Raw genomic sequence first — 12,910 nt, forward strand, 5'->3', positions numbered from 1 at the left:
AGATCGGGGAGGCCGGTTCATTCATTCATAAGTTCCTGCGGGGTTCCTGCAGCCCCTGCTGGTGAAAGTACAAACTTTTTCGGTTTCCCGTTCAGGTCAGAATGGGTGATGAACATAAAATAAAGGAAGATCCGGGCATAAATGATTTTCCCCGGGGAAAAATGCTGAAAGCCGGTCATGGGGTACTGCTTTGTATGACAGATGCCGTAGGGGGAAAAAAGATGCTTGAATGAGTTCATAACCGCGTTTTTGCCGGGATGGTTTGTCCCCGGTATTTTTTGCAGGCAAGCGCCGGGGATCTTCCCCGAGGAACTGCTGCAACCTGTATGGCAATGTGATGTCTCAGTGTGTTTTTACCGGTTTATGAATAATAAAACCGGGGAAGGCTGGCAACGGCCGGGTGCTGATACTACCCGATAAAAGCGAATTTGCCCTCAAAGAGTTTTCCTACCAGGGGGATACTTTTTTCAACCCCGTTGACGGCATTCAGCAATCCGAAGACCCATAAAACAAGGAACACGATACCGCTCAGGTAAGAAAGAGGGCCAACCCCGGGAACCATACGGATCAGGACTGTAATTACAATGTTGACAACAAGCGCCAGCAGGAAAAGCCCGAAGAACTGTCGTAAATGATATTTCAGCAGGCTATCGGCCTGTTCTTTTCCTTTGATGTAGGCATATAGCCAGCCGAAAATAGTAAGGTAAGAGACTACGGAAAGTTCTTTGTTGCTCATGATTTTTTAATTTTTAAAGGTTGCTGTTAACCGCCTCAAAACTGAGAACAGACAGTTTCTTTGCCAAATTTTACACTATTACATAATGGCTACAATAAGAACCGGTACTGTCTACAAACTGTCTACAAGTATTGTAACTTATTGTTATTCATATTATTAAAGGTGTGTTGGGCTGGAAGGTTTTTTTAGGGTATATAAAACCCGGCTGTAATAAATTCTATAAATTCACTCCATGAAAAGCGTTGTAACAGTCCTGGGGATCCTGCCTCTGTTTTTTATGGGTGTCAGTGCCCAAAATCCCTATATTGATAGTTTAAAAAAAGCGCTTGCCGGTGCTCCCACAACAGGCCTGTATTTTAAATTGACGGAGGCATACCGGTATAACGACGATTATGAGCGTGCCGTTGAAACGGCGAAAAGTTATGTGGCAATGGCGGGCATGCAAAAGAACAGCCTGGAAAAGGTTCGGGCCTACGGGCTGCTGACGCATATTCAGCTCAACAAGGGAGATTATAAGCGGGCGCAGCAATACCTTGATTCTGCAGCAATGACAGCCGGGATGTCGGGCGATCGCCTCGTGAAGGATTATGCGTTGCTGGCCCGGGCTGTCTTCTATTATAATATCGATAAAGATGATGTATTGGTAACCCTGTGTCAGCAAATCCTGAAGGATGTGGAACCTTCCGGTAAAGATCCGTTTCTGCTGGCCAAGTGCTATTATTATTTATATGCTGTTTATACGATGTATAATGATTTTTCCAAAAGCCTTTACTATGCCAGTAAAGCTGCGGAAGCTGCAGCCGCAGCGGGCGACCTGAACCTGTTGAGTTCTGCCTATTCGGCGCTTGCTGTGGTATATCCTTACCGGTACGACAAGGAAAAAAGGCAGGCCGACCTGGATTCTACGATGTATTATTCCAGGGCTGCCGGTGACCTGTTTTTTAAATATCCCGGGAGAGTGGCCTATCATACTTATGCCCTGGCCCGGATGAACCTGTGCAGTTACTATCTTAAATATTATGCTACCGGCGACCCGCAGATCCGGCAGGCTCTTACAGATACACTCCGGTCTGTGCTTCAGTTTGCCGCAAAAGGCCTGGCTGATAACCAGGATATCATCGCCAGTTGTTATGGTATGCTGGGTACGCTGGCCCGGAGCGCCAATGATTCCCGCCAGGCAGAACGTTATTACCTGCAGGCGAAGCAGACACTGGACACAGCCGCCAAACCCTTTTATCATACCCGCAATACGCTGTTATCGGATATGGCCGCCCTGCATGCTGCGGAGGGCAATTATATAAAAGCCTATGAACTGGAAAAGGAGTTGCTGGACAACAATACAAAATTATTTGATGAAGACCAGGTCTTAATGGTGAATAAGCTGGAGGCACAGTACCAAGCCGAAAAGAAAGAACAGGAAGTGCAGGTGTTAAAGGATAAGGCCCGCAGCCGCCAAAAAGCGCAGAACCTCTATTTGGGCCTGGCCGGCATCGGGTTGCTGGGCGCTTTTTTTATGTTCCGGTCGTATCATTTTAACCTGAAATACTCTGTAGAACGAGAGAGAAAATTAAAAGCAGAGCAACATGATGCGCAAACCCGCATGCGTTTGCAGGAGGAAGAACGGGCACGTTTAAAGGCGGAGCAGGAACTGCTGGAGCTGCAACAGCAAAAACTGAGGAATGAGATCATGATGAGCCAGCTGCAGGTGCAGCATAAAAATGAATTGCTGCTGCACCTGAAAGAAAAGTTAAAAGAGGAACAGCCGGTGAATATCCAGCAGATCATCCGGGAAGAGGATCTGCTGGATGGCGACTTTGAAAAAGCCAAATTTAATATCCAGGAAGTGCATCCCGATTTTTTTAAAAATGTTCATGAGCGGGCTGCTCAAAAGCTCACTTCGCTGGATCTGAAGTATTGTGCCTATTTATACCTGGGAATGAATACCAAGCAGATTGCAGGGTTGCTGCACGTAGAACCCAAAAGCGTACGCATGACGAAATACCGGCTAAAGCAGAAATTTGATCTTGACAAGGAAACGGACCTGGTGGTGTTCCTGAAGGGGATTGCCTGAAAAACAGGGGGCTCAGGCGATCTCCAGTACTGTTTGTTTTAGCTCGTTGAATGTTTCAACGGAGATGGCGATCAGGTAGGCAAAAGATCCATTGGTAAATTTCCGGTTTACCAGCTCGGATAAATAATCATTTGCCGAGGGAGACAGCTCCTTTTCGGATGCGTGCAGAAATATATAAGAAAGATTGTTGTTAACGTGCCGGGGTTGAACTACAAGCTTGTAGTAGTACATAAACAGAAGTTTTCGCAAAGATAATGAAAAGTGAAGTATTGGCCTGGGACGCAGGGTCATTAGCCGCCGGACAAAAGCATCTCCATTGGGAGTATAAAGAGGGATCTGGAAGACTATCAGGCATTGTAAATGTCCCGTGTTGGTAGCCCGGCTTGGGCATTTCCTTTGGCTTGGGGGCTTGTTCGGGGGCTGTCAGCAACAGACCGGAGGCGGATGAATGGGGAAAGACAAAAAAAATGACAATCAATATTATAAATTGTTGATTGTCATTTTTTTTGTAGCCTCGACAGGAATCGAACCTGTATCTGGAGCTTCGGAAACTCTTATACTATCCATTGTACTACGAGGCCATACCGCTTAAGGGTCGGCAAATATAAAGAACTTTATTACAATTACATCAATTTATTGGATATGTTGAAATAAACCCGCTGCATTGGAGGCAAAAATTTTGATAGCAATGGCCAGCAGGATCACACCAAAGAACTTCCGGATCGCAATAAGGCCGCTGGGCCCCAGTAGTTTTGCCAGGCTTGTAAGGGATTTCAATACCATATAAATGATCAGCAGGTTCAGCAGGATAGCGATCAGGATGGTTACTTCTTTATAGTTGGCCTTTAATGACATGATAGTGGTGAGCGTTCCTGATCCGGCAATAAGGGGAAATGCCAGGGGTACCAGGGTAGACGCTTTGACATCGCCATCTGATTTAAAAAATTCCACACCCAGTACCATTTCCATTCCCAGGATGAAAATAACGATGGAGCCGGCTACGGCAAAGGATTTTACATCGAGTCCCAATACATTCAGAATAGGTTCTCCAAGGAAAAGGAATAAGATCATCAGAGATCCGGCAATAACAGTTACTTTAAATTCGCGGATACCGCCGATCTTATTCTTCATAGAAATAAGAATGGGGATTGAGCCAATAATATCAATAATGGCAAAAAGCGTAAAAGTAACGGTAAGTATTGCTTTATAGTTCAGAGAATCCATACCCTGGTTTTCCTGCAAAGGTAATTTGTTAAGGCTACAAAACCGTAACCCCGGGTTGCCCGCTGCCCAATTTAAGATGCCGGCCACAATACCCGGTATCGAGCATCGATCCGTTGACAGAGCAGATGACTGCTTCAAAACCGGATCGGAAGAAGTGCTGCCAGTAGAGGTCGGGGTTGATTTGCCATAAGGGAAACACTGCTTCCATGCCCGCCTGCCGCAGCTGCCGCTCCCGGTAGTGCCGCAGGTCTTCGAGGAACAGATCGCCAAACGCTACGGTACCGATCCCTTCCTTTTTTACGCGCTCTGATACCTGCAGCATTTCAGCCTCATAATTGCCGCCTTCATCACTGGTTAGGTATATTTTTAACAGGGGAATGCCGGTATGAAAGGCCTGTATGTCGATAAGGGATTCTGGGATCTCATGCAGGGGCACCCTCCGGTCCTTATTAAAAACAGTGAGGAGGTAGCTACCTCATACCAACCATCCTTTTGCAGTTTGTGCAATGTATAAGCCGCATCCTTGCCGCCACTCCAGCTGAGGAGGATCGGGGTCTTCTTCATCGCATTTATTGTTATAACCGGAACCGGAGACCTGCATTAAACGCGCGTCCCCAGACAGCGTAGCCGTAGGTTTCATAATAGTCGGCATCCAGGAGGTTGGTGACCTGTGCAAAAACGCGGAGTTTTTGTTTCAGGAAACTGTATTCTGTATATAAGTCCCAAAGAGTGTAAGCCTTTAAGGGTACCGTTAAGGAAGGATAAGTGCTGAAGTCGAGATCCCGGCGGTCCCCGTAATAATTGATGTTGGTACTTATATACAATGCCGGTATTACCTGGTACCCGATATGGGCGCCGAAACTGTTTTTGGGGCGACGGAACAGGTTGTTGTATGTGGTATCGCCGTTGTTACTGCTGTTTGCTGTCGTTACTTTCCCCTCGGTAAAAGTATAGAACAGTTTTATTGTTAACGGATCAACCGGCCGCAATGTGGTCTCCAGCTCAAGACCATGGTCTTTCTGACGGTTATAATTTGTATACCGGTTACTTACGTAGGCAATGATGTTTTTTGTATTCCGGATAAAGCCGGTGATACGGGCATCTGCTTTTTTATCGGTTGTTGTAAACTGGGCTCCGCCTTCAAGGGTTTGCGACTCCTCCGGTTTGAGGTTGGGATTGGCACCATACAGACCGAACAGCTCCGACAGCGCCGGCGCGCGGAAAGCGGTTCCGAAATTGACAAATAGTTTTACCCGGTCGTTTATGAGGTAGGAGGGATTCAGGGTGTATGTAAAATTGTTGCCGTATTTCGAATGATTGGTCAATCTTCCCCCTGCTTCAAAATTAAAGCCTCCCAGGTTCCGCAGGAATAACGAAAGGTAAGGGCTGATGATCTTACTGGAGGTGTCTGGTGTGGTTGCATTGGGCTGTTTCATGGACACCTCATCGTAGCGCAATCCCAGCAGGGTCTGGAAATACGGGTGAAGGTCATACCGGGTAAATACTTCAGCCGTTTTTTTGCTGCCGTTGAATTCTTTTATAAATCCATCGGGGTAGCTCCGGCTCACTTCATCATAGGAGAACAATCCTGTGAGGCTTCCTTTGCTGAAGTTGTAGCTGGCCTGGCTTCCTGCCGTCATCAGGCTGGCGCGGAACCGGTCCCCGCCGGGTTTAAAAGCTTCGGGAGAATAGCTGCCGGTAAAATAGGCGTACCGGACGAACGGCTTTATATGAAGTGAATGGGTGAGGGCTCCGTCGAGGTCGGCGCTGATGGCGTTCTGAAGCATCCCGTTACTAGGAAAATGCTGTGTACCCAGGGTGTCTTTTGCTTCAGAAATACCACGGGTTTCATTGTGTACGAAAGAAATATTATAAGAGGAAGCCCCGAAGCTCCCGTTCAGTCCCGTATGGGCTCTCAGGGTGTGCCGTGTTCCATATGAAAAACCTCCGTATAAACGGGCAGGGGTGTCGCCGCCTTTCCGGGTAATGATATTGATAACCCCCGCAACGGCATCTGATCCGTAAAGGGCGCTCTGGGCGCCTTTCAGGATCTCGATGCGCTCGATCTGATCAACCGGCAACATTCTCAGGTCAAATGCGCCTCCTACTCCTGTAGGATCTACCACCGGAACGCCATTGATGAGGATAACCGTATAATTGTAATTAGCCCCGCGGATATACACACTTTTATCCTTGCCCGGGTTGCTGCCGGCTCCGTTGATGATGATGCCGGCCTGTTCGTTCAGTAATTGAGGGAGATCCTTGCCGCCGGCTTTTTCAAGGTCTTCTTTCGTAATGATGGTAACTACTTTCCCTGTTTCACTGAGTTTTTTAGGAAACCGGGTTGCCGTAACGGTTACATTGTCCAGGGAGGTAGTGTCTTCCTGTGCCATCAGCACGTGACTGCAAAGCACAGCAGTCATCATTAAAATCGTTTGCTTCATTTTTAATGGATCTTCAATGACTGCTCCCGGTGGAAATAAAAAATAGCAGGAAATTGTTTAGGCAGGGGCCTGGAATGTTGCCTGCAAAACGCCGCTAATATTATACTTTTCTCCCGAAAGCTGAATATTGTTATTCTCCGCTCTGTGGCGGAACACGGTCCTGGCAGGTCTTCTGGCTCGGGGTCACTTTAAAACCTTCCCGCAGCGCAAAGCACTGCAGTGGCAATAATTAAAGTGTTCTTTATTTTCTTTTGAAAATTAAAGAGACCCTTACAGCTACGGGGATAGCGCCGGACTTGCACCGGACTTCCCTTTTCATTCCCGCATGCGGGAAACCAGATCCGGTGCAAATGTAAGGCACCCGAACTGATGTACATTATTTTTTTTAGTAAATTGCCTTATCGGCCGGGAGCTCGTTACGGTTTGAACCGGCCGGTGCGGATGGCAGTATCTTATAAAAAGCACAGATATGGAGGATGATCTTTTTGAAGAGGGTGAGCAGTGGAAGCCCTTTTTCCGTTTGCAGAAGCAACTATCAGCAAAAGCCAGGAAACTGTTGCAGCTGGTCCTGAGCCTTGAGGCCAGCTTTGAGATTGATGAACAGGAGCAGACCCATCCGGTACACCTGATGATGCAGCATATTTCCGTTGCCAGTGCCAAGCTCAGTGGCGCCAAAATGTTGTACGATGTGTATCACGCACTGATGGAAAACGCCGTACTGGTAAAGGTGAACCTGACCGAGCTAAAAGTGCAGCTGTTTGCAGCAAAGGAATTTTACAAAGGCAACAGGGAATACCTGGAGGTGATCAAAGAGGAGGTAGAAGCCTTCCGGTTGCTGTTTATCCAATGGGTGAAGACCTTTGATAAAACAAAGGATTACCCGGATGAGTGGCATCTGTTTAATGACCCGGCGGATTTTCCCCCGGATGATTCGGAGGAGGATTTTGATCCCCGCGATTTTTTGCCGGGCCCGGATGAGGTCCGGTGATCCGTTTTCTGCGTTTTCAGGTCCGGCAATTCAAGAGTCCTCCCGGTGAATGAAACGGCTTTATACTTGATGAACATTTTCACATTTTCAACCGGAACTTTAGCGCAGCCGGTGGCCCGTGAGCAGGGAAATGCACCGTAGCCCGGCCTGAAACAGGTATGGAGGCGCTCAGCGTTCTGCCTTCAATATCGGATGTCCTGCATTCAGCCTTTTTCGTCTATTTTTGTCAAATGAAGCATACATTACTGGTATTAACCGCATTGGGAGCCGCCCTTGCTGTCCATAGCCAGGTAAAATGGAGCCTGGAGCAGTGCGTGGAATATGCCGTGGAGCATAATATCTCGGTAAAGCAGGCCGATGTACAGGCACGTATGGACCGTCTTACGTTGGATCAAAGCAAGGCGGCATTATATCCTACGGCCAACTCGCAGCATAGTGCAGGGTACCAGTTCGGGCGTTCCATTGATCCGACGTCGAATCAGTTCACCACGAATGAAATTCTGTTCGCCAATCATTCGCTGAATGTAAATGCCGATCTGTTCAACTGGTTCCGCAAGCGGAATACGGTGGCCGCAAACGGGTTTTCTTACGAGGCCAGTGTGGCAAAATTTGATAAGGCGCGGAATGATGTGGCTTTGAATGTGGCCAATGCATACCTGGCCGCTTTGTTGTCGAATGAACAGATCAACGCGGCTGTGGTACAGCTGCAGCAAAGCCGGGAGCAAAGGGATAATGTAAAGAAACAGGTACTGGCCGGGGCGCTTCCCGAGCTGAATCTTGCTGAAATGGAAACGCAACTGGCCAACGACAGCGCCACTCTGATCGGAACGCGGGCCGATTACCGGCTGCGGTTGCTGCAGCTGCAGGCGCTGCTGAACCTGGATGCGGCCACGGTTTTTGATGTTCAGGCGCCCCCTGTGGATAGTATACCGGTAGAGCCCCTTTCGGAGCTGGAGCCGGCCGTCGTTTTTAACTCCGCGCTGGTGAACCTGCCGCAGCAGAAGATCAATGAACTGAACGTAAAAGCCGCGGCTAAAAATGTATTGGTGGCCAGGGCTGCGATGTATCCTTCGATCGGACTCTTTGGAGGGCTGGATACCCGGTACTCTAATACGCAGAAACTTTTACCGGCCAATTTTCAGAGTGGTGTGGTACCCATCGGGTTTGTGGATATTAACGGAACAAACTATGTGGTGAACAGCCTGCAGAATATACCTGCCGGCTTTAATAAGAATACCTATTTCCGGCAGCTGAGCAATAATTTCAGCCAAAACCTGGGCATTGGGCTAAACATCCCGATCTTTAACGGTAACCAGGCCCGTACCAACTGGAAAAAAGCAAAGCTGAATGTAGCATCACAGGAATTATTACAGGAGCAGGATGCCCAAACGCTGAAGCAGGATATTTACCAGGCACATACCAATGCGGTGGCCGCTATTGAAAAATTCCATGCGTCGGAGATCGCCGCAGCCTCCGCGCAGAAGGCCTATGATTTTGCGCGGAAACGGTTTGAGGTGGGCTTGTTAAAACCAATAGACCTGATCACCAACCAGAACAACCTGTTCAAGGCAAAGATCAATATGCTCTCAGCCCAGTATGATTACGTGTTTAAGCTGAAGCTGCTGGAATTTTATAAAGGAAGCGGTATCAAATTGCATCATTAACAGGCATCCTGTTTAAATTTTGATCATGAAAAAGAAATGGAAGCGGATTTTGCTGATTATAGCCGGTGTGATCGTACTACTGGTTTTGTATGCAGTGTTTTCCAATAAAGATAAGAACCTGGTAAAAGTTGCTGCGGAGAAAGCAGCCATCCGCTCGATCACCGAAACGGTTACTGCCAGCGGGCAGATCTACCCGGAGTATGAAGTGAAGATCAGCCCGGATGTAAGCGGGGAGATCACGGAATTAAATGTTGAGGAGGGCGACAGCGTAAAAAGAGGGCAGGTGCTGGCGCGGGTTTACGCGGATAACTATGCGCTGGACCGCGATGAAGCTTCGGCCCGCCTTGGACAATCGCAGGCAAATGTAGCGAACAGCCAGGAGGCCCTGGGTGTTCAGAAAGCTACAATGGTGCGGGCCCAGCAGGCCTATGACCGGAACAAACGGCTTTATGACGACCGGGTTATTTCAAAGGCAGAGTTTGAACAGTACGAAACGGACCTGGCATCTGCAAAGGCCAGTTATAATGCAAGCCTGCAGAATATACGCAGCCTGCAGGCCGGTGTGCGTTCTTCTCAAACAGGGTTGGTAGCAGCCAATAAAGTGCTGGGCCGGGCTACGATCTTTTCGCCGATAAACGGGATCATTTCTTCATTAAAGGTTGAAAAAGGGGAGCGCGTGGTAGGTACTGCACAGATGGCCGGTACAGAAATGATGACGGTTGCCGATATGAATACCATGGAAGTGCGGGTGAATGTAGGAGAAAATGATATTGTAAAAGTCAGCATCGGTGATAATGCCGATATTGAAGTGGATGCGTATAGCGGGCGCAAGTTTGCAGGTATCGTCACAAAGATCGCGAGCAGTGTGAAAAGTGCTTTAACCACAGGTACCGCAACCAGCAATGATGTTACCAATTATGAAGTCCGTATCCGGATCGATAAGAACTCCTACCAGGATCTGGTCGATCCACAGCACCCGCGGAAGTTCCCTTTCCGGCCGGGTATGAACGCCAGTGCGGAGATCAAAACCAAGCGGAAGGAGAATATCATAACCGTGCCGATTGCATCTGTAAATGCAAGGGTAAAAGGAAGTGATAAGAGCCTCAATGATACCCGCAAGGAACAGCAGGAGCAAAAGGACAACGGGGCCGGCAATGCTGATGACAACAGCAACGCCGGGGATATGGAAGAGGTCGTTTACCTGGTTATGAAAGACGGGATTGTCAAAAAGCGGATTGTAAAAACCGGTATACAGGACATTAATTATATTGAGATCACCAGCGGGCTTAAGGCCGGGGATGAAGTGGTGACGGGACCCTATAGCGCCGTTAGTCAAACGCTGAAAGACGATACAAAAGTAAAAGTGGTATCAAAGGAGGAATTGTTTAAGGCGAAATAAGCAGCCGGCGATCAGCTTCTTTCAGAACTGAGCGCTGAGAACGGAGACCCGGTTGGTAAGCCATCGGTGCCAGGTCTCCATTCTCTCCTCTCAGCGCTAAAATCCGAAGCTCAGGCCTATATTCCAGTTGATCCCGGCCTGGGGGAAATAATAGTTTTCTGTGGTGACGGTCCCCCCGGAACGGTAGCTGAAGGTATAACCATTATTCTCATATTTCTTATCAAAAACATTATTGATCATCAACAGGATTCCGATGCTTTTAAATATTTTGGAGCTGGCCTGGTAGCGCAGCCGCAGATCGGTCAGGGCATAAGGATGGATGCTTTTTCTTTTGTCGGATGCATTATCCAGGTATTGCCGGCTTACATATTTTTCCAGGAAGTCGATAAAAAAATGATGGTCGCCCGTAATGCGGTATAATGGCTCCAGGGTGAGGCCTGCTCCGGCAATGGTGTTGGGCGAAAAAGAAATATCCGTATTCCGGTATGCTGTGGCCAGCTGTCCGCCGTTATCATAATCATCGGCGTATTGTGTAAGGGATCGGATCTTATTTTTGCTGAAGGTTGCATTGGCATTCAGCTGCAGCCAGTGCAGCGGCTGCAGTCCGGCAGAAAATTCCAGTCCTGCGCGGTAGCTGTCCGGAACGTTGGTGCGGGCATAAGCGCCTACATCATTAATCTTCCCGGTCAGGATCAGCTGATCTTTATAATCCATGTAATACCCGTTTATCCCTGCCTGGAATGTTGGGGTATGGTATTGATAACCGGCTTCTATATCCTGTAATTGTTCGGTGCGGGGTTTTTCGTTTTCGGAGGCTTCAAAGTCGTCGCGGTTAGGCTCTTTATGGGCAATGGCGTAGGAGGCATATATTTTACTGGATACGTTGTTGCCATGATAAATAAAATAGCTTAACCCTGCTTTGGGGTTAAAGAACCGGTAGGTATTCTCCATAGAAGGAAGGGCGGGAGATTTCCGGAATCCATTGATCGTGTAGACAACGTTCCGGTACTGCAGGTCTGCAAAACCGTAAAAGTTGGTAAAAAGCTGCTGCTGCAGTTTTGTATAGAGATTGAAATCCGTTTTGAAAGCGGTAAGGTTGTACCACCGGTAGTCCAGCGGAACGCCGTACGCAGCCCATTTTACAAAACCATAGTGCCGGGCATCGTACTGTGTATAAGCGCCGCCAAAAACAAAGTTAGTGGCAGCCGTATTATAGGTCGTTGAAAAGACGGATCCATAGTAGTAGTTGTCCAGCCATAACTGCCGGGTAAGGTTTATCTTACGCAGGGTATCCCCGGGGGCTTTTACATAATCGGGCAAACCATAGTCTGCAAATTTTTCCTCTTTCTTATATTCATTGTAGTATCCTTTACCCCTCGTTAAAAATGTTCCGATATTCAGGTCCCAGTGGTTGCTGATCTTTTGATTGAGGAATAGCTGATAGTAGTCCTGCCAGTAGTTATCTGTTTGGTCTTTGTAATAAACGCCTTCGCTGATCTCCCCAAGGGTATTGGTATTCCTTCCCTGTTGCTCCAGCTCTTTCTGGTAATCTGCCGGTTGGCCCTGGTCGGTAAAAGCAATACCCAGGCCGTTCCATGCCTGGCCGGTCCGTTCTTTACCCGTAAGGTAGTTGAACCTGATATTGGTGGCTTCGTTCTTTGAGGTCCAGGAGCCGATCACGTGGGCGGCGAGCAGGTCAGAGGAGGCACGGTCAACAAAACCGCTGGAGCTGAGCCTGGACAGGCGTGCGTCAAACTGGAATCCTCCTTTTAGCAGTCCGGTACCGGCTTGCAGGGTGTGTTTCCAGGTATTGAATGAGCCATAAGAATTATTCAGGGAAACACCCGCTGTTTTGCTTTGTTCGAGGTTGGAAATATTAATGGAGCCGCCAAATGCCCCGGAACCATTGGTAGATGAACCCACGCCGCGTTGTATCTGCACCGTTGTGGTGGATGAAGCCAGGTCTGGCAGGTCTACAAAAATAGCTGCCTGCGATTCAGCATCATTGATGGGGATGCCGTTCATGGTTACATTTATGCGCGTCATGTCGGTACCCCTGATTCTTAGGGAGGAGTAGCCTACGCCTACGCCATCGTCCGAGTTTACCACCAGCGAGGGCGTTTGGTTCAGCAGGTAAGGCATGTTTTGCCCCAGGTTCTGTTTCTGCAGGTCTGCAGAATGGATGTTAGTGGTGGTGAACGGCGCCTTGCTGCTTAACCGCAGGGAGCGTACTTCCACGGGCGACAGCAGATAAAAGCTGTCTGTTTTCGCTGTTACGGAATCTTTTTGTGCAAAAGAGAGTTGCGCTGCCAATACCAGGCAGCCGGAAAAGAAGATCCTCTTCATTTGTTTTTTTCAGTTTTTAGACCCTTGTAATCATTACA

General features: G+C 48.2%; 11 protein-coding genes, 1 tRNA gene and 1 riboswitch. Of the genes, 4 read left to right on the plus strand and 8 right to left on the minus strand.

The genetic code is table 11. The features are described from left to right. Positions 1–17 precede the first annotated feature (17 nt). Together BLS44_RS26200 and BLS44_RS05905 are read right to left on the minus strand one after the other, a co-directional pair. Entirely contained in the window at positions 18–239 is a 222-nt protein-coding gene (locus BLS44_RS26200; protein WP_143019674.1) for a hypothetical protein, read from the minus strand. A 170-nt stretch (positions 240–409) separates the two neighbouring features. Next, complete coding sequence (locus tag BLS44_RS05905) at positions 410–736, minus strand: import component protein (protein WP_090389099.1); 327 nt, start codon at positions 734–736, stop codon at positions 410–412. Between the two features lie 232 nt (positions 737–968). Between BLS44_RS05905 and BLS44_RS05910 the strand changes: the two genes are divergently transcribed. After that, complete coding sequence (locus BLS44_RS05910; protein ID WP_090389100.1) at positions 969–2,807, plus strand: helix-turn-helix transcriptional regulator; 1,839 nt, start codon at positions 969–971, stop codon at positions 2,805–2,807. Positions 2,808–2,819: 12 nt separating this feature from the next. Here BLS44_RS05910 and BLS44_RS05915 read toward each other — a convergent pair whose 3' ends face one another. The 5 genes from BLS44_RS05915 to BLS44_RS05935 all read right to left on the minus strand — a co-directional run bounded on the left by BLS44_RS05915 (position 2,820) and on the right by BLS44_RS05935 (position 6,475). Beyond that, positions 2,820–3,038, minus strand: a complete 219-nt coding sequence (locus tag BLS44_RS05915; protein WP_090389101.1) for a hypothetical protein — start codon at positions 3,036–3,038, stop codon at positions 2,820–2,822. A gap of 278 nt (positions 3,039–3,316) precedes the next feature. Then, a tRNA-Arg gene (locus BLS44_RS05920) sits at positions 3,317–3,388 on the minus strand. A gap of 52 nt (positions 3,389–3,440) precedes the next feature. Next, entirely contained in the window at positions 3,441–4,049 is a 609-nt protein-coding gene (locus tag BLS44_RS05925) for a MarC family protein (protein ID WP_245729112.1), read from the minus strand. A 16-nt stretch (positions 4,050–4,065) separates the two neighbouring features. Continuing rightward, a complete protein-coding gene (locus BLS44_RS05930; RefSeq protein ID WP_090389102.1) occupies positions 4,066–4,467 on the minus strand; it encodes a Dph6-related ATP pyrophosphatase in 402 nt (133 codons plus the stop codon). 139 nt (positions 4,468–4,606) lie between these two features. Beyond that, on the minus strand, positions 4,607–6,475 hold the full coding sequence (locus BLS44_RS05935; RefSeq protein ID WP_245729113.1) for a TonB-dependent receptor plug domain-containing protein: 1,869 nt from the start codon (positions 6,473–6,475) through the stop codon (positions 4,607–4,609). A gap of 145 nt (positions 6,476–6,620) precedes the next feature. Next, positions 6,621–6,830, minus strand: a riboswitch (cobalamin riboswitch). A 114-nt stretch (positions 6,831–6,944) separates the two neighbouring features. Here BLS44_RS05935 and BLS44_RS05940 point away from each other — a divergent pair. The 3 genes from BLS44_RS05940 to BLS44_RS05950 all read left to right on the plus strand — a co-directional run bounded on the left by BLS44_RS05940 (position 6,945) and on the right by BLS44_RS05950 (position 10,526). Beyond that, positions 6,945–7,463, plus strand: a complete 519-nt coding sequence (locus BLS44_RS05940; protein WP_090389104.1) for a hypothetical protein — start codon at positions 6,945–6,947, stop codon at positions 7,461–7,463. A gap of 230 nt (positions 7,464–7,693) precedes the next feature. Further along, complete coding sequence (locus BLS44_RS05945) at positions 7,694–9,127, plus strand: TolC family protein (protein ID WP_090389105.1); 1,434 nt, start codon at positions 7,694–7,696, stop codon at positions 9,125–9,127. Between the two features lie 25 nt (positions 9,128–9,152). Further along, positions 9,153–10,526 carry an efflux RND transporter periplasmic adaptor subunit gene (locus BLS44_RS05950; protein ID WP_090389106.1) on the plus strand — a complete coding sequence of 458 codons (1,374 nt, stop codon included), beginning with the start codon at positions 9,153–9,155 and terminating at the stop codon, positions 10,524–10,526. Between the two features lie 96 nt (positions 10,527–10,622). On the opposite strand, the gene BLS44_RS05955 is transcribed toward BLS44_RS05950, so the two are convergent. Further along, positions 10,623–12,872, minus strand: a complete 2,250-nt coding sequence (locus BLS44_RS05955; protein WP_090389107.1) for a TonB-dependent receptor — start codon at positions 12,870–12,872, stop codon at positions 10,623–10,625. Positions 12,873–12,910: the final 38 nt, after the last annotated feature.

Source organism: Niabella drilacis (assembly GCF_900101395.1).
GTDB classification, from domain to species: Bacteria; Bacteroidota; Bacteroidia; order Chitinophagales; family Chitinophagaceae; genus Niabella; species Niabella drilacis.

What these genes read in the sequence shown, in the direction of transcription:
- BLS44_RS05915 (WP_090389101.1), bottom strand. Translation starts at nt 3,038, where the DNA reads ATGTACTACTACAAGCTTGTAGTTCAACCCCGGCACGTTAACAACAAT.
- BLS44_RS05940 (WP_090389104.1), top strand. Translation starts at nt 6,945, where the DNA reads ATGGAGGATGATCTTTTTGAAGAGGGTGAGCAGTGGAAGCCCTTTTTC.
- BLS44_RS05910 (WP_090389100.1), top strand. Translation starts at nt 969, where the DNA reads ATGAAAAGCGTTGTAACAGTCCTGGGGATCCTGCCTCTGTTTTTTATG.
- BLS44_RS05950 (WP_090389106.1), top strand. Translation starts at nt 9,153, where the DNA reads ATGAAAAAGAAATGGAAGCGGATTTTGCTGATTATAGCCGGTGTGATC.
- BLS44_RS05955 (WP_090389107.1), bottom strand. Translation starts at nt 12,872, where the DNA reads ATGAAGAGGATCTTCTTTTCCGGCTGCCTGGTATTGGCAGCGCAACTC.
- BLS44_RS05935 (WP_245729113.1), bottom strand. Translation starts at nt 6,475, where the DNA reads ATGAAGCAAACGATTTTAATGATGACTGCTGTGCTTTGCAGTCACGTG.
- BLS44_RS05905 (WP_090389099.1), bottom strand. Translation starts at nt 736, where the DNA reads ATGAGCAACAAAGAACTTTCCGTAGTCTCTTACCTTACTATTTTCGGC.
- BLS44_RS26200 (WP_143019674.1), bottom strand. Translation starts at nt 239, where the DNA reads ATGAACTCATTCAAGCATCTTTTTTCCCCCTACGGCATCTGTCATACA.
- BLS44_RS05945 (WP_090389105.1), top strand. Translation starts at nt 7,694, where the DNA reads ATGAAGCATACATTACTGGTATTAACCGCATTGGGAGCCGCCCTTGCT.